Origin of the sequence: Rathayibacter sp. VKM Ac-2835 (assembly GCF_013266705.1) — a bacterium.
Classification (GTDB): domain Bacteria; phylum Actinomycetota; class Actinomycetes; order Actinomycetales; family Microbacteriaceae; genus Rathayibacter.
In genome coordinates this window covers 486,495-502,219 of record NZ_JABSNQ010000003.1, presented here as the reverse complement: position 1 = coordinate 502,219, position 15,725 = coordinate 486,495, and the positions used below count along the sequence as shown (strand labels likewise).

Below are 15,725 nucleotides of genomic sequence, written 5' to 3'. Positions count from 1 at the left end.
GGGCTTGTCGGGAAGGGAAGCGGTCAGCCGTGCACGAGCGCGGCGGCGGTGTCGACCGCTGCCGCGACGTCGCCGTCGGCCGGGTAGAGGAGGGTGCGCCCGACGACGAGGCCGCGGACGCCGGGCAGCGCGAGGGCAGCGCCCCACGCCGCGTAGGTCTCGTCGGGGCTCCCCGTCGGGTCGCCGCCGAGCAGCAGGGTCGGCAGCGTGGTGGCGGCCATCACCCGCTCCATCTCGCCGACGACGGGCAGCTTCATCCAGGTGTAGGCCGAGGACGAGCCGAGCCCGGAGGCGATCGCGATCGAGGTGATCACGGCGTCGGCGGAGAGGTCGTTGACGACGGCGCCGTCGACCCATTCGCTGAGGAACGGCTCGAGCATGATCGGCACCCGCGCGGCCGCCGCCGCGGTCACGGCCGCCGCGTTGGCCTCGAGCGTCGCGACCGAGCCGGCGTCGGCGAGGTTGATCCGCAGCAGCGTCTTCGCGAAGTCGAGGCCGTCGCGGACGATCCCGTCGATGTCGTAGCCGGTGAAGCGGTCGTCCATCTCGAAGGACGCGCCGCGCAGGCCGCCGCGGTTCATCGATCCGACGACGACCTTGTCGTCGAGCAGCCCGAGGAGGGCGAGGTCGTCGATGATGTCGGGCGTGCCGAGCACCCCGTCCACTCCCGGCCGCGAGAGCGCGGTCGCGAGGCGGTCGAGCAGGTCGTAGCGGTCGGCCATCGCCATGCCGTCGCGGCGCACGCCGAGCGCGCCGCGGGCGGGGTGGTCGGCGGCCACGAGCAGCAGCCGGCCGTTCCCGCCGAGCAGCGGACGGCGGCGGCGCCCGGCGAGCGCCCGTGCGACGGCGGCCGGGTCCTCGGCGCGGAGCCGGCGCAGCTCCGCGACATCGCGGTCAGAGAGTGACATCGGTGCGCTCCTCCAGGAAGGCCTCGACCTCGGCCGTGCTGGGCATCGCCGTCGAGCACTCGCGCCGTGAGGCGACGATCGCGCCGGCGACGTTCGCGAAGCGGAGGATGCGCTCGAGGTCCCAGCCCTCGACGAGGCCGTGGAGGAGCGCGCCGCCGAAGCTGTCCCCGGCGCCGAGGCCGTTGACGACCTGGACCGGGAAGGGTGCGACCTCGACCGTCTCGGAGCGGGTCTTCGCGAGCACGCCGCGCGGCCCCTGCTTGACGATCGCGAGCTCGACGCCCCGGTCGAGGAGCGCGTCGGCCGCGCGCGACGGGTCGGTCTCGCCGACGGCGACCTCGCACTCCTCGCGGTTGCCGACCGCGACGGTGACCCACTCGAGGGCCTTGGCGACCTCCTGCGACGCCCGCTCGGGCGACGGCCAGAACATCGGCCGGTAGTCGAGATCGAGCACGGTGAACGGCCGGCGGTCGCGCGCCTGCCAGGCGACGAAGTGCGCGGACCGGCTGGGCTCCTCCGTGAGCCCGGTGACGGTCGACCAGTAGACCTTCGCCCGGACGATCGCGTCGAGGTCGAGCGACTGCGCCGTGATCGCCAGGTCGGGCGCCTTGGGCTTGCGGTAGAAGTACAGCGGGAAGTCGTCCGGCGGGAAGATCTCGCAGAACGTGACCGGCGTGGCCAGGTCCGGCTCGGTGCCGACGAACTCGTCGGAGACGCCGAGCCGGACCAGCTCGCGCTTCACGTACCGGCCGAACGGGTCGTCGCCGGCCCGCGAGATCAGCGCGGCGGAGTGCCCGTGCCGGGCGGCGGCGATCGCGACGTTCGCGGCGCTCCCGCCGAGGTACTTGCCGAAGGTCTCGACGTCCTCGAGCCCGAGGCCGTCCTGCAGCGGGTAGATGTCGACCCCGACCCGGCCGATGGTCAGGACGTCGTAGGGCGCCGGCGCGTCCGTCACTCCGGCCTCGCGGCGGCCTCGTGCGCGAGCTCCGCGGTGACCGCGGAGTCCGGCATCGAGCGCTCGAGCTCGTGCGCGAGGGAGGCGAGCTCGGCGCCGCCGGCCATCAGGCTGGTCAGCTCGCCGAGGGTGATCTCGCTCTTCTCGAAGTTGCCGAGGCTGGTGCCGCGGTTGAGGAGCAGGAAGCGGTCGCCCACCGGGTAGGCGTGGTGCGGGTTGTGGGTGATGAAGACCACGCCGAGCCCGGCGTCGCGGGAGCGGGCGATGTACTTGAGCACCACGCCCGACTGCTTCACGCCCAGCGCCGCGGTCGGCTCGTCGAGGATCAGCACGCGGGCACCGAAGTAGACCGCGCGGGCGATGGCGACGCACTGGCGCTCGCCTCCGGAGAGGGTGCCGATCGGCTGGTCGACGTCGCGCAGGTCGATGCCCATGTTCGCCAGCTCGCTCTGCGTGATCTCCTTCATCCGCTTCACGTCCAGGCGGCGCAGCGGCCCGCGCCCCTTGGTGATCTCGGAGCCGAGGAAGAAGTTGCGCCAGACCGGCATCAGCGGCACGACGGCGAGGTCCTGGTAGACGGTCGCGATCCCCGCCTGCAGCGCGGCGCGCGGCGACGAGAAGGTGACCGGCGACCCGTCGAGGAGCAGCTCGCCCTCGGAGGGGGTGTGCGCGCCGGCGAGCATCTTGATGAACGTCGACTTGCCGGCGCCGTTGTCGCCGAGGACGCAGGTGACCTGGCCGGCGTTGACCGTGGTCGAGACTCCGGCGAGCGCGTTGACGGCGCCGTAGCTCTTGCCGATGTCGCGGACCTCGACGATCGTCGTGCCCACCGGGGTGCGGGGCGCGGCCGGCTGTCCGGTCGAGGGGCCGCTCGTCGTGTCGGCGCTCATCGTCCGCCTCCTGCTCGTGTCCGGACGAAGTTGTTCAGGAGCACCGCGGCGAGCAGCATGCCGCCGAGGACGGTGCGCAGCCAGTTGGTGTCCCACTGGGCGAAGGTGATGCCCTGGAAGACCATCCCGTAGATCAGCGCGCCGAGGGCGGCGCCGATCGCCGAGCCGTAGCCGCCGGTCATCAGGCAGCCGCCGACGACGGCGCAGATGATGTAGATGAACTCCTGGCCGACGCCGGTGTTCGCCTGCACCGTCGAGGTGCGGAAGAGCGAGATCATGCCGACGAGCCAGGCGGCACCGGCGGTCCCCATGAAGAGGCCGATCTTGGTCTTCAGCACGGGGACGCCGACCTGGCGCGACGCGGTCTGCGCCCCGCCGACGGCGAAGATCCAGTTGCCGGCGCGGGTGCGCAGCAGGATCCAGGTCGCGACGGCCGCCACCACGAACCACCAGAGCACCGAGACGTAGAAGGTGCCGCCGCCGATGCCGGCCGACGAGCCGAACAGCGGCTGGATGCCGTCGTAGCCCGGGACCTTGGTCATCCCCTGGATCGCGACCTGGCCGGTGATGATCTTCGTCACCGCCAGGTCGATGCCGGCGAGGGCGAAGAAGGTGCCGAGCGTCACGATGAAGCTCGGCAGCCCCGTCTTCATCACCAGGATGCCGTTGAGGGCGCCCACGCCGAGGCAGACGACCAGCGAGACGAAGACCGCCACCCAGATGCTGAGCCCGTAGTGGGTGGTCAGGATCCCGACGATGAGGGCGGAGAAGCCCGTCATCACGCCGGCGGAGAGGTCGAACTCGCCGCCGATCATCAGCAGCGCGACGGCGACGGCCATGATCCCGAAGGTCGAGGCCGACTCCAGCCAGACCCCGGCGCCGGCGAAGCTCAGGAACTGCGGGGTGTAGAGGGAGAAGAACACGAGCACGGCGAGGGCGGCGACGAACGCGCCGGTCTCGGGCCGGGCCAGGATCTTGCGGAGCGGACGGCGCTCGAGGCGGGGCCTCGTCGCGATCGTCACGATGTCTGTCGTCGTCACTGCTGACTCCTGTCGGGGGACGGGCGGGGCCGCTAGCGGGTGCCGTTCGCGGCGAACTCGGCGACCGCGGCCGCGTTCTCCTTGGTGACGAAGGCGGGGCCGGAGTAGACCGGCTGGCCGCCGCCGATGACGTTGCCGTTGGTCGTGTAGAGCTGGAGCGCCGTGACGCCGAGGAAGCCCTGGACGTAGGGCTGCTGGTCGACGGCGAAGGCGATCGTGCCGTCCTCGACCGCGGTGACGACGTCCTCGGAGAGGTCGAAGGTGCCGACCTGGGCCGAGCTGCCCGACTCCGAGACGGCGCCGACGGCGTCGATCGCGTACTGGCCGCCGAGGGTGAGCACGCCGTCGATGGACGGGTCGGCCTGCAGCTTGGACTTGATGGTCGCCTTGACGTCGGCGTCGTTGGTGCCGTCCACCTGCAGGTTGCTCATGCTGCCCCCGAAGGTCGACGCGGCCGCCTTGCAGCGCTCCTCGAGACCGACGTTGCCCGCCTCCTGGATGACGCAGAGCGCGTTGGTGGCGCCGGCCTCGGCGAGCTTCGTGCCGACCGCCTCGCCGGCGACCGTCTCGCTCTGGCCGATGTGGGTGAGGGCGCCGAACTCGGCGGAGCGCTCGATGCCGGAGTTGATGGTGACGACGGGGATGCCGGCCGCGACGGCCTTCTCGACGCTGTCCTTGACGCCGTCGGGGTTGGCCATCGAGACGACGATGCCGTCGACCTGCTGGGCGACCGCGTTGTCGATCAGCTGCGACTGCTTCGCCGGGTCGGGGTCCGCGTTGTAGGTGATGGTCGCGCCGTAGTCGCCGCCGGCCGCCTCGGCGCCGGACTTCACGCGGTCCCAGAAGGCGTCGCCGGGGCCGGAGTGGGTGACGACCGCGTAGGTGTAGTCGCCGCCGCCGCCCGCGCCGCCGCCGCCGCCAGCGGTCGCGGCGGGCTCCTGACCGGTGCCCGTGCACCCGCTGAGCAGCAGGGCCGCCGAGGCCGCGAGGCCCAGGCCTGCGAGGAATCGCTTCTTCATGGAGAGCTCCTTCTCTGCGGACGGCGTCGTCTCTGACGGTCCGGAACGTCGTTGTCGGGTCGAGTATGAAATCGCGCGTTGCAAATGTCAATACATATTGTCATTGCGCTACGCTCGGAGCGGCTCGTCGGTGAGTGGCACCGGGTCGTGAGCCGCTGTCAAGAGCATGGAGGAGCGCGCAATGGTGCACCGTTTCGGAGTGGGTCTGGTGTCGGTCGGCTGGATGGGGCGCCTGCACACGCGGGCGTACCGCGCGGTCCCGGAGCACTACCCGGACCTCGGCGTCGCCGTGGACCTCGTGTCGGCGGCCGACACCGATCCTGGCACGCGCTCGCTGGCGGAGGACGTCCTCGGCTACCGCCGGACGACGGCGGACTACCGGGAGGTGCTCGAGGACCCGGAGGTCGACATCGTCTCGATCTGCGCGCCGAACTTCCTGCACCGCGAGGTCGCGCTCGCCGCGGCGGCGGCCGGCAAGCCGTTCTGGATCGAGAAGCCGATGGGCCGCTCCGCCGCCGAGTCGTCCGAGATCGCGCGCGCGGCCGCCGACGCCGGCGTCGTCACCTCGGTCGGCTTCAACTACCGGCACGCACCGGCCCTGGCGCAGGCCCGCTCCCTGATCCGCGACGGAGCGATCGGCCGGGTCACCAACGTCAGCGTGCGCCTGCTCGCCGACTACTCCGCGGATCCGCTCGGCGCCCTCACCTGGCGCTTCCTGCAGGCGCGGGCCGGCTCGGGCGTGCTCGGCGATCTGCTCTCGCACGGCGCCGACCTGGCGCAGTACCTGGTCGGGCGGATCGACTCGGTCTCCGCGCTCACCGAGACCTTCGTGCGCGAGCGCCCGCTGCCCGGCTCGGCCGCGGCGGGCCACTTCAGCAAGGGCACCGAGGGCGGCGAGCGCGGCGCGGTCGAGAACGAGGACTACGCGGCGGTGCTCGGCCGCTTCGAGTCCGGCGCGGTCGCGGTGCTGGAGGCGAGCCGGGTCGCGGTCGGGCCCCGCGCCGAGTACACGCTCGAGGTCTACGGCACGAAGGGCTCGCTGCGCTGGGACTTCCAGCGGCTGAACGAGCTGCAGCTCGCCGACGACCCGAGCGGCTACCGCACGATCATGGCGCAGCCGGGCTTCGGCGACTTCTCCCGCTTCCAGCCGGGCGCCGGGACGAGCATGGGCTTCGACGACCTCAAGACGATCGAGGCGTCGCTCTTCCTGACCTCGGTGCTGGAGGGGCGCCAGCTCGCGCCGTCGGCCGCGGACGCCTGGTCGGCCGCCGAGATCGTCGAGGCGGCGCTCCGCAGCGACCGCTCGCGGGCGTGGGAGAGCGTCGGGACGGTCAGCGGAGACGTCACCTACGACGCCTGAGCCGTCCGACGCCCCCGTCCGACGCCCCGCCGCGGGGCGGCCTTCAGAGCGCGAAGGCCGCCTCGAAGGCGTCGAGCGCCGCCTCGGAGTCGGTCGACGGCCACGCCTCGAGGCCGACGACCCCGTCGTAGCCGAGGGCGCGCAGCTCCTGGGCGACGGCCGGGTAGCGGATCTCCCCGGTCCCGGGCTCGCAGCGGCCGGGCACGTCCGCGACCTGGATCTCACCGATCCAGGGCAGGCACCGGCGCACGAGCTCGAGCAGGTTCCCCTCGCCGATCTGCGCGTGGTACAGGTCGAGGTTCAGCCGCAGACCCGGGCGGTCGACCGCGCTGACCAGCGCGAGGGTGTCCTCGGCGCGGGCGAACGGCGTGCCCGGGTGGTCGACGACCGTGTTGAGGTTCTCCAGGGTGAAGACCCGGCCGCGGTCCTCGCCGAGCGCGGCGAGCCGGCGGAGCGTGTCCTCGGCGCGATCGCGCTCCTCGGGCGTCACCTCGGTGCCGGGCCGGACGGGCAGCCCGCCCGGCGCGAGACCGGTGCCGTGCAGGTTCAGCCGCGGGCTGTCGATGATCTCGGCCGCCGCGAGCGAGAGCTCGGCCGTCCGGAGCGTCTCGGCGATGCCGTCGGGCGTGATCAGGTCGCCGGTGAGGTAGCCGGTCATCGACGAGAACGTCGCGCCGGTCGCCGCGAGCGCGGGCAGGTCCTTGGTGGACCAGTCCCAGATCTCGACCTCGAAGCCGCGCTCGTGCAGGCGGCGGACGCGGTCGACGAACTCCAGCTCCGGGAAGAGCATCTCCGCGGAGGCGGCGAGACGAACGGTCACGGCCGGTGCCCTACAGCTCGACGCTCACCGAGACGCGCTCGACCGCGGAGCGGGCGGCGGCATCGGCGAGGACGAGGGCGGCGCGGCCGTCGGCGAACGTGGGGCTCGTCGACTCCTCGCCGCGGGCGAGCCTGATGAACTCGGTCAGCTCGGCCCGGTAGGCCACGGCGTAGCGCTCGAGGAAGAAGTCCTGGTACGGCGGCTTCGCCTGCACGCTGGTGCCGTTCGAGACGCTGACCAGGCTGGTGAGGGCGTTCGCGACCTCGATCGAGCCGTCGGCGCCGAAGGCCTCGAGGCGCTGGTCGTAGCCGACCGAGCTGTGCCGCGAGTTGGTGATCGAGACGAGCGCACCGGAGGCGGAGCGGAGGGTGACGACGGCGGTGTCGAAGTCGCCGTGCGCGCGCGCGCCGGGGTCGAACGTGGTGGTGCCGGTCGCGGTGACCTCGACGATGTCGGGGAGGAAGAAGCGCGCCATGTCGAAGTCGTGGATCGTCATGTCGCGGAAGATGCCGCCGGAGACGCCGATGTAGGCCGCGGGCGGAGCGGCGGGGTCGCGGCTGATGATCGAGAGCTGCTCCAGCGCGCCGATCTCGCCGGCGGCGACGCGGGCGCGCGCCTCGGCGAAGGCCGGGTCGAAGCGGCGGTTGAAGCCGAGGGCGATCGGCACTCCCGACGACGTGACGCGGGGCAGCAGGGCGTCGACGCGCGCGATGTCGAGGTCGATCGGCTTCTCGCAGAGCGCGGGGATCCCGGCCGAGATCGCGGCCTCGAGGAGGTCGATGTGGGTCGCGGTCGGCGAGGCGATCAGCACTGCGTCGATCTCGCCGGACGCGAACATCTCGGCGGCGTCGGTCGTCACGGTGCCGCCGTAGCGGGCCGAGACGGCGTTCGCGCCGTCGACGAACGGGTCGCAGACCCAGGCGAGCGTCGCCTCGGGGTCGGCGGCGATGTTCGCCGCGTGCACCTGGCCGATGCGGCCGGTGCCGATGAGTCCGAAGCGGAGAGGGGTGTCGGTCACGGCGATGTCCTTGCTGCCCGGGGGCGGTCTGAGGGGTGGGGTTCGGGAGGGGCGCGGTCAGGCCCAGGCGCGCAGGGCCTCGCGGTTGACGGCCTGGTCGTCGCGGCGCTCGTCGCGGAACGCGGTGATGTCGGCGTCGGGCGCGTTGAGGACGTCCTGCTCGACGACGACCCAGCCGTCGTAGCCCTGGGCGTCGATCGCGGTCATCACGGCGTCGAGGTCGATGTCGCCGCGGCCGAAGGCGACGAACGATCCGGAGGACCAGACCTCGCGCATCCCGCCGCCGGCCGCGAGGACCCGGCGCAGCTCGGCGACGTCGACGTCCTTGAGGTGCAGGTGGTTGATCCGGGAGCCCCAGCGCTCGACGGCCGCGACCGGGTCGCCGCCGCCGATCAGCAGGTGACCGGTGTCGAGGGTGAGGCCGATGTCGACGGCGCCGAGGAAGCGGTCGATCTCCTCGGGCGACTCGATGTACGTGCCGGCGTGGTGGTGGAAGGTCGGCTCGAAGCCGGCTCCGCGGACGACGGCGGTCGCGCGCTCGACGTTGGCGACGAGCCGCGACCAGCGCGCGTCGTCCAGCGGATCGGCCTCGGCGCCGCGCCCGGGCGAGGAGCGCCGGGCCGCGGAGCCGTCGTCGGCGAGGGTCGGCAGCGGGAGCCGCGCGGGGCCGTGCTCGGACGCCTCGGCGAAGAGGCGGAGCGCGGCGTCGAGCTCGGGGAGTGAGGCCGCGAAAGCCTCGTCGTCAGAGAAGGGCAGCTGGATCCAGCCGCCGGCGATGTCGAGTCCCGAGCGCTCGAGGCGGTTCCGCAGCTCGGCGCCGCGGCCGAGGTAGCCGGCCGGACCGAGGTCGACGCCGGTGTAGCCCGCCTCGGCGAGCACATCGACCAGATCGTCGGGCGAGACGACGTCGGCGCCCTCCGGGGTGAGCTCGAAGACGCCGAAGCTGACGGGGGCGCCGGCGACCGCGGCCTTCATCGGGCCGCTCCGGGGGCGGCGTGCTCGGGGGCGGCGCTCGCGGGGGCGCGGAGGATCATCTGGACCATACGACGGTGTACAACTCCTCGAGAGGGCGGTCTGTAATGTCGTTACAATAGCACAATGGGACGGTCTGCCGTGCTGCTGACCTGCGCTGCATAATGGGGTGACGCCGACGGGTGTCGATCATTCCCGGCGGAGAGCCGGCGGGCGGAGGGGGACGACATGGCGCTGCAGGAGGAGCACGCCCTGCCGATGGACCTCTTCATGGACCTCGACCGCTCCGGGCCGATCCCGCTCTACCACCAGATCGCGACGCGACTCGAGCGGGCCATCCTCGACGAGACGCTCCCGGCCGGCTCGCGGCTCGAGAACGAGGTGTCGCTGGGCAACCGCCTGGGCATGTCGCGGCCGACCATCCGCCGCGCGATCCAGGACCTCGTCGACAAGGGCCTCCTCGTGCGCCGCCGCGGCATCGGCACCCAGGTCGTGCACGGCAGGGTCACCCGCAACGTCGAGCTCACCAGCCTCTTCGAGGACCTGCAGCGCTCGGGCCAGAGCCCGACGACGAGCACCCTCTCCTCCACGGTCGGCACGGCCGACGAGAAGACCGCCGAGGCGCTCGGCGTCGAGGTCGGCTCGCCCGTCCTGCACCTCGTACGGCTGCGGTCGGCGGACGGGGTCCCGCTCGCCGTGCTCGACAACACCCTGCCGGCCGACTTCGTCGACCTCGACCTCGGCGCCCTCGAGACGCACGGCCTCTACCAGCTGCTCCGCGCCCGCGGAGTGGCGATGCGCGTCGCGAAGCAGCGGATCGGCGCCCGCGCCACGACCCCCCGCGAGGCGCAGCTGCTCGACCTGCGCAAGGGCGCCGCGGTCCTGACGATGACCCGCACCGCCTTCGACAACTCCGGCCGCGCCGTCGAGTACGGCCAGCACTGCTACCGCCCCGACCTCTACTCCTTCGAGATCACCCTCGTCGACCGCTGACCCGCCGCACAGCACGGGTCGGGCCGAGCGCGCTCCTTGCCTGCTGGTCGAGCAGCGCGCAGCGCGTATCGAGACCCGGCCCCTGCACTCGGTGGATCTCGATACGCCCTCTCAGAGGGCTACTCGATCAGCATGAAGGCGTCAGTTCCCGTCGCGGCGGAGCCGGGCCTCGCGGCCGGCGATGTGCACGCCCAGGCCGATGATGCCGGCGGCGAACGCGACGATCACGCCGAGCATCCCGTGGACGCTGCCCGCGCCGGCGGCGAACGCGCCGACCAGGAGCGCGATCGAGGCCAGCACGACCAGGACCGCGCCGGCGATCTCGCCGGCGCTGAATCTCCTCAGCACGTCTCGCATGCCTCCAGACTGCGGCGCGCGGCACGCCCGCCGCAAGGCTTCCGAGATGAACGGAGCACGAGAGCCCGCCGCCCGCTAGACGGCCACCCGCCCCGCCGCAAGCCCGAGAGACGCCGAGCCTCCGCGACCAGACTGGAGGCATGCAGCAGCTGACCTACGCCTCCAAGAGCATCGTCACCACCGACGCCGTCACCGAGGCCCTCCTCGACCTCGTGACCGCGATCGACCGGCAGGAGCACTCGGAGGCCGTCAGCGTCCCCGCCTTCACCGACGACGGCGTGCTGATCGAGGCGAAGATGACGCTCGACGCGAGCAGCGAGCTCGTCGCGGTGCCGGTCGAGCGGTCCGTGCACGACGAGGCCGCGACCGAGGAGGCCGTCGCGAAGGCCGTCGAGGACATCCGCTCGCGCATCAAGGACAACCGGCGCACCGTCGCCCGCCCCGTCATCGAGCCGGACCCGGAGCCCTACAACTACGAGGAGTACTAGGCCCGCCTAGCCCAGGCGCCCGTCGAGGTCCTTGACCACGCGGCCGGACTGCAGCACCACCCGCACCGCCGACGGGTCGGCGAGTGCGGCGACGTCCGCCAGCGGATCCGCGTCGGTCAGCACGAGGTCGGCGAGCTTGCCCGGCTCGACCGAGCCGAGCTGCGCGTCCAGGCCCAGCAGGCGCGCGCCGCCGAGCGTTCCGGCGCTCAGCGCCTCCAGCGGCGTGAGCCCGACGGCGACCAGCTGCGCCAGCTCGGCGAGGTTGCGGCCGTGCGGGTGCACTCCGGCGTCGGTGCCGAGCGCGAGAGGGATCCCCGCCGCGACGGCCCGGCGCACCGAGTCGAGACCGCGCTCGCGCAGGAGCTCGCGCTGCCGGAGCCGCTCGGCGGTGGTCGTCGCGGGATCGAACGCGCGGACCAGGATGCTCAGGGTCGGCACGAGCGTCGTCCCGCGCTCGCGCATCAGCGCGATGGTCTCGTCGGAGAGGTCGTAGCCGTGCTCGATGCTCGTGGCGCCGCCCAGCACCGCGGCCCGCGCGGCGTCGTCGGAGAGAGCGTGCGCCGTGATCGGCCGGCCGCCGCGCTCGGCGAGCAGCTCCGCGATCAGGGCGACCTGCTTCTCGGTGATGCCGACGTCGCGCGCGTCGTCGTTGGGTGAGCCGAGCCCGCCCGAGGTCGCGACCTTGATCACGTCGGCACCCGTGCGCACGAGCGTGCGGACCATGCGGACGACGTCCTCGTCGGTGTCGACGAGCCCGGGTGCGGGCATGCCCGGGCGCACGGCCCAGGCCGGCAGGCTGCCGTTGCGGTGGTGCGGATCGGCGTGGCCGCCGGTCGGTGAGAGCATGGCGATCGCGAGGTGCAGGCGCGGGCCCGCCACCGCGCCGCGTGCGACGGCCTCGCGGTAGCCCGGGGAGAGCCCGTCGAGGTCGCGCGCGGTGGTGACGCCGGCGTCGAGCGTGCGGCGGAGCAGCCCGGCGATCTCGAGGACGTCCTCCTCCGGGAAGCGCTCGCGCGCCGCCTCCGGGGCGACCGGCACCATCGCGAGGTGCACGTGCACGTCGACGAAGCCCGGCAGCAGGAACGCGCCGGAGACGTCGACCGTGCGCCCCTCGGGACCGGTGCCGGAACGCCGCGGCCCGGCGTACGCGATCACGCCGTCGCGGATCTCCACCTCGGAGTCCTCGAGCGGCGCCGCGCCTGTGCCGTCGACGAGCGTCGCGCCGACGAGGCGGAGCACGCCCTCGCCGACGGGTGTGGCGGGCAGTCGGGCCGTCATGCGCTCTCCTTCGCGGGGACCGCCGCCGGGCCCGAGAGGCTGAAGCCCGGCGAGCCGGGGTCGGCGTCGAGCAGGCGGCGGGTGTACCAGTGCTGGGGGTCGGCGTAGATCCGCTCGACCGGGCCTGCCTCGACGACCTCGCCGCGGTAGAGCACCACGACCTCGTCGCTGACGCGCTGGACGACGGCGAGGTTGTGCGAGATGAACATCATCGTCAGGCCGAGCGACTCCTTGATGCCGGCGAGCAGATCGAGGATCTGCCCCTGCACCGAGACGTCGAGGGCGGAGGTGATCTCGTCGGCGATCACGAAGGTCGGGTCGATGATCAGCCCGCGGGCGATCGCGACGCGCTGGCGCTGCCCGCCGGAGAACTCGTGCGGGAACCGGTGCCGCATGTCGGCGCTGAGACCGACGCGCTCCAGCCAGGCGACGATCAGCTCCTCGTTCCGGCCGACGCGGGCGCGGACCGGGTCGATCGCCTCGGCGAGGGTCTGCGCGATGGTGCGCCGCGGCGAGAGCGAGGAGTACGGGTCCTGCGGGATCATCTGCGTGCGCCGGCGGTAGGCGTGCATCGCCGAGCGGTTGGCGGCGACGATGTCGACGCCGTCGACGCTCGCCGTGCCGGCCGCCGCGCGGACCGAGCCGACGAGCACCTTGGCGAGGGTCGACTTGCCGGAGCCGGACTCGCCGACCACGCCGACGGTGCGGCCGCGCTCGACCCTCAGGTCGACGCCGTGCAGGACCTTCGCGTGGCCGAAGACGACGTCGAGACCGCGGACGTCGACCATCGCGGAGGACGCGGCGGCGGACGACGCGGCGGCGGGCGAACCCGTGGCGGGCGAAGCGGCGGCGCCGCTCACGAGCGCACCTCCGGCGGCGTCGGCACGGTCACGACCGGCGTCGCGGCGAGCAGCTGCCTCGTGTACGGATGCGTCACGGTCTCCTCCGAGAGGTGGGCGATGTCGTCGATCCGCTCGACGATGCGGCCGTCCTTCATCACGAGGACGCGGTCGCAGAGCGCCCGGACGACGCCGAGGTCGTGCGAGATGAAGAGCACGGCGGTGCCGGAGTCCTCGTTCATGCGCTTCAGGACGCTGAGCACCTCGCGCTGCACGGTGACGTCGAGCGCGGTGGTCGGCTCGTCGGCGATCAGCAGGTCGGGCTTCGCGCTCATCGCCGAGGCGATCATCGCGCGCTGCTTCATGCCGCCCGAGAGCTGGTGCGGGTACTGCCGCAGGCGCCCCTCCGGATCGGAGAGCATCACCGAGCGGAAGCCGCGCAGCAGCAGGTCGAGCGCGTCGCGGCGGGAGTGGCGCAGGCGGATCCGCAGCACGTCGGAGAGCTGCGTGCCGAGGACCATCGCCGGGTTCAGCGCGGTGCCCGGGTCCTGGTAGATCAGGCCGATCTTCGCGGCGAGCACCCTGTCCGGGACGGGGCCGAGCAGGTCGGTGCCGCCGAGCTCGAGCCGGCGCGCGGACGCCTCGAGGCCCTCGCCGAGCAGCTTCGCGACCACCGAGGCGGTCAGCGACTTGCCCGAGCCGGACTCGCCGACGATGCCGAGCACCTCGCCGCGGCGGATGGTGAAGGAGAGGTCGGAGACGAGCTCGCGGCCGGTCGCGCCGTGGCGGACAGTGATGCCGTCGGCGACGAGCACGGCGTCGGCCGGGGCGGGCGCGGCGGTCGAGGAGCCGGTGGCCCTCGTCATCCGGGCCCGCGTCGTGTTCGAGCGCGGGTTCGCCGCCGCCGCCAGGCCGTCGCCGACCAGCAGCGCCGCGAAGGAGGCGACCGTGAGCGCGAGCGCCGGGCCGAGGATGACGACCGGGTTCACCGAGATCCGGCTCAGCCCGTCGTTGAGCAGCGTGCCCCAGTCGAAGGCGGGCGTCTGCGCGCCGAGGCCGATGAAGGAGAGGCCCGAGATCTCGACGAGCGCGCCGGAGAAGGCGCCGGCGACGAGGATCAGCGTCGGCTCGGCCATGTTCGGCAGCACGTGCCGCAGCGCGACGAGGTGCGTCGGCACGCCGGTCAGCCGGGCGGTCGTGACGTACTCGCTCGCCGCGATCTTGGAGGCGAGGTTCGCCGTGAGCCGCGCGAAGCCGGCGATGTTGGCGACCGCGATGGCGACCACCACCTGGACGACGCCCTGGCCGAGGATCGCGGCGACGATGATCGCGACGAGCATCGTCGGGTAGCTGACGGCCAGCTCGATCGCGCGCAGCCCGAGCTCGCGGACCCGGCGCGGGGCGAGCCAGACGCCGATGCCGACCGCGATGCCGACGATCGCGGAGAGCACGGTCGCGGCGAGCGCCATCAGCACGGTCGAGCGGGTGGCGACGAGGGTGCGGGCGAGCATGTCGCGGCCGAGGGTGTCGGTGCCGAGCGGGTGCTCGGGGGTCGAGCCGAGGCTGGGGCTGCCGCCGAGGCCGGTGGCCTGGCCCTCGAGCGCGATCGGGGCGATCAGCGCGGTGAGCGCGATCACGCCGAGCAGGCCGAGCCCGATCACGAGCCCGGGGTTCCAGGCGAAGGTGCGCGCGCCGGCGGGCTTCAGGCCGCGGACGGCGGTGAGGGACTCAGCCACGCTGCTCTCCGAGGGTGCGCGGGTCGATCAGACCCAGGATGACGTCGATCACGAGGGTGATCACGAGGGAGATGAGCCCGATCACGAAGACGGCCGCGCGGATCACCGGGTAGTCCTTGTCGATCGCGATCGCCTGGACGATCACGCCGCCGAGGCCGGGCCAGGCGAAGACCGCCTCGGTGATCAGCGCCGAGCCGAGCAGGGCGGTGAGGATGATGCCCGAGAGCGTCAGCGCCGTGGTCAGCAGGTTGGGCAGCATGTGCTTGGCGTAGAGCGTCAGCGCGGGCAGCCGCCAGCCGCGGGCGGTGCGCATGTAGTCCTGCTCGAGGATCACCGCGGTCTCGCGGCGGACGATCCTCGCGACGGAGCAGGTGCCGCCGACGGTGAGCGAGGCGATCGGCAGGATCGCGGCGGTGCCGAAGTCGTAGGCCGGCGAGTAGGCGGGCGGCAGCACCTTCAGCAGCACCGCGAAGACGACGACGAAGCCGGTCGCGAGCACGTAGGTGGGCACCGAGGAGATCAGGCCGGTGACGGTGCTGAACACCGCGTCGAGCCAGCGGCGGCGGTCGCCGCGGGTCGCGACTCCGACCGCCATTCCCAGCGCGATGCCGAGCACGAGCAGGAGCAGCACCGCGGAGATCGTGATGGTCAGCGTGTACGGCACGGCCGTCATCACGAGGTCCATCGCCGGGATGGAGTAGCGGTAGGAGGCGCCGAAGTCGCCCTGCAGCACGCCGACCAGGTAGGTCCAGAGCTGCGCGGGCAGCGGCTGGTCGAGCCCGAGCTGGGTGCGCACCAGCTCGACCTGGTCGAGCGAGGCCGCCTCCCCCGCGATGGCGATCGCCGGGTCGCCGGGGATGAGCTGCACGATCAGGAAGGTGACCAGCACGAGCAGCGCGAGGTTGACGAGCAGGCCGAGGGCCCGGCGGAGGAGGAACCTCCGCCAGGCCCCGCCGAGGGTGCCGGCGCGGACGGCGCCCGGGCCGGGCGCCCCCGCGCCGGACGACCCGAGGCCCAACGATGCAGCGGTGGTGGCGGTCGTGGTGCTCATC

At 73.0% G+C, this 15,725-nt stretch carries 16 protein-coding genes; 3 read left to right on the top strand and 13 right to left on the bottom strand.

Going from position 1 to position 15,725, the window contains the following annotated elements; genetic code table 11:
* Nucleotides 1–23 precede the first annotated feature (23 nt).
* The 5 genes from HRK28_RS16090 to HRK28_RS16070 are packed head-to-tail and all read right to left on the bottom strand — an operon-like array spanning nucleotide 24 to nucleotide 4,812.
* Complete coding sequence (locus HRK28_RS16090) at nucleotides 24–908, bottom strand: deoxyribose-phosphate aldolase (RefSeq protein ID WP_173252334.1); 885 nt, start codon at nucleotides 906–908, stop codon at nucleotides 24–26.
* Complete coding sequence (iolC, locus tag HRK28_RS16085; RefSeq protein ID WP_160086545.1) at nucleotides 895–1,863, bottom strand: 5-dehydro-2-deoxygluconokinase; 969 nt, start codon at nucleotides 1,861–1,863, stop codon at nucleotides 895–897. The genes HRK28_RS16090 and iolC overlap by 14 nt, the downstream gene beginning before the upstream one ends.
* Complete coding sequence (locus HRK28_RS16080) at nucleotides 1,860–2,753, bottom strand: ATP-binding cassette domain-containing protein (RefSeq protein ID WP_173252333.1); 894 nt, start codon at nucleotides 2,751–2,753, stop codon at nucleotides 1,860–1,862. The genes iolC and HRK28_RS16080 overlap by 4 nt, the downstream gene beginning before the upstream one ends.
* Nucleotides 2,750–3,793: an ABC transporter permease gene (locus HRK28_RS16075; RefSeq protein ID WP_160086541.1), complete on the bottom strand. Its 1,044-nt coding sequence runs from the start codon at nucleotides 3,791–3,793 to the stop codon at nucleotides 2,750–2,752. Before HRK28_RS16075 ends, HRK28_RS16080 begins: the two co-directional genes overlap by 4 nt.
* A gap of 32 nt (nucleotides 3,794–3,825) precedes the next feature.
* Nucleotides 3,826–4,812, bottom strand: a complete 987-nt coding sequence (locus HRK28_RS16070) for a sugar ABC transporter substrate-binding protein (RefSeq protein WP_160086539.1) — start codon at nucleotides 4,810–4,812, stop codon at nucleotides 3,826–3,828.
* A 181-nt stretch (nucleotides 4,813–4,993) separates the two neighbouring features.
* Here HRK28_RS16070 and HRK28_RS16065 point away from each other — a divergent pair, with 181 nt between their 5' ends.
* Nucleotides 4,994–6,172, top strand: coding sequence for a Gfo/Idh/MocA family protein (locus tag HRK28_RS16065; protein ID WP_254304937.1), 1,179 nt, complete (start codon nucleotides 4,994–4,996; stop codon nucleotides 6,170–6,172).
* Nucleotides 6,173–6,215: 43 nt separating this feature from the next.
* Here the strand turns inward: HRK28_RS16065 and HRK28_RS16060 are convergent, their stop codons facing one another.
* From HRK28_RS16060 to HRK28_RS16050, 3 genes are read right to left on the bottom strand one after another with little or no spacing between them, the layout of a single operon-like run.
* A complete protein-coding gene (locus tag HRK28_RS16060; RefSeq protein ID WP_173252410.1) occupies nucleotides 6,216–6,962 on the bottom strand; it encodes a TIM barrel protein in 747 nt (248 codons plus the stop codon).
* Nucleotides 6,963–7,002: 40 nt separating this feature from the next.
* Nucleotides 7,003–8,010, bottom strand: a complete 1,008-nt coding sequence (gene iolG / locus HRK28_RS16055; RefSeq protein ID WP_173252331.1) for an inositol 2-dehydrogenase — start codon at nucleotides 8,008–8,010, stop codon at nucleotides 7,003–7,005.
* Between the two features lie 57 nt (nucleotides 8,011–8,067).
* Nucleotides 8,068–8,985 (bottom strand): sugar phosphate isomerase/epimerase, encoded by a 918-nt coding sequence (locus HRK28_RS16050; protein ID WP_160086533.1) that lies wholly within the window; start codon nucleotides 8,983–8,985, stop codon nucleotides 8,068–8,070.
* 225 nt (nucleotides 8,986–9,210) lie between these two features.
* On the opposite strand from HRK28_RS16050, the gene HRK28_RS16045 reads away from it, so the two are divergent.
* Nucleotides 9,211–9,975 carry a GntR family transcriptional regulator gene (locus HRK28_RS16045; protein ID WP_123705876.1) on the top strand — a complete coding sequence of 255 codons (765 nt, stop codon included), beginning with the start codon at nucleotides 9,211–9,213 and terminating at the stop codon, nucleotides 9,973–9,975.
* A 141-nt stretch (nucleotides 9,976–10,116) separates the two neighbouring features.
* Here HRK28_RS16045 and HRK28_RS16040 read toward each other — a convergent pair whose 3' ends face one another.
* Complete coding sequence (locus tag HRK28_RS16040) at nucleotides 10,117–10,332, bottom strand: hypothetical protein (protein ID WP_173252330.1); 216 nt, start codon at nucleotides 10,330–10,332, stop codon at nucleotides 10,117–10,119.
* Nucleotides 10,333–10,472: 140 nt separating this feature from the next.
* On the opposite strand from HRK28_RS16040, the gene HRK28_RS16035 reads away from it, so the two are divergent.
* On the top strand, nucleotides 10,473–10,820 hold the full coding sequence (locus tag HRK28_RS16035; RefSeq protein ID WP_160086529.1) for a hypothetical protein: 348 nt from the start codon (nucleotides 10,473–10,475) through the stop codon (nucleotides 10,818–10,820).
* A gap of 6 nt (nucleotides 10,821–10,826) precedes the next feature.
* Here the strand turns inward: HRK28_RS16035 and HRK28_RS16030 are convergent, their stop codons facing one another.
* The 4 genes from HRK28_RS16030 to HRK28_RS16015 are packed head-to-tail and all read right to left on the bottom strand — an operon-like array spanning nucleotide 10,827 to nucleotide 15,724.
* Nucleotides 10,827–12,098 carry an amidohydrolase family protein gene (locus HRK28_RS16030; RefSeq protein WP_173252329.1) on the bottom strand — a complete coding sequence of 424 codons (1,272 nt, stop codon included), beginning with the start codon at nucleotides 12,096–12,098 and terminating at the stop codon, nucleotides 10,827–10,829.
* Nucleotides 12,095–12,958 carry an ABC transporter ATP-binding protein gene (locus HRK28_RS16025; protein ID WP_367948448.1) on the bottom strand — a complete coding sequence of 288 codons (864 nt, stop codon included), beginning with the start codon at nucleotides 12,956–12,958 and terminating at the stop codon, nucleotides 12,095–12,097. The genes HRK28_RS16030 and HRK28_RS16025 overlap by 4 nt, the downstream gene beginning before the upstream one ends.
* Nucleotides 12,955–14,673 (bottom strand): dipeptide/oligopeptide/nickel ABC transporter permease/ATP-binding protein, encoded by a 1,719-nt coding sequence (locus HRK28_RS16020; RefSeq protein ID WP_367948447.1) that lies wholly within the window; start codon nucleotides 14,671–14,673, stop codon nucleotides 12,955–12,957. Before HRK28_RS16020 ends, HRK28_RS16025 begins: the two co-directional genes overlap by 4 nt.
* A complete protein-coding gene (locus HRK28_RS16015; RefSeq protein WP_160086525.1) occupies nucleotides 14,666–15,724 on the bottom strand; it encodes an ABC transporter permease in 1,059 nt (352 codons plus the stop codon). The genes HRK28_RS16020 and HRK28_RS16015 overlap by 8 nt, the downstream gene beginning before the upstream one ends.
* Nucleotide 15,725: the final 1 nt, after the last annotated feature.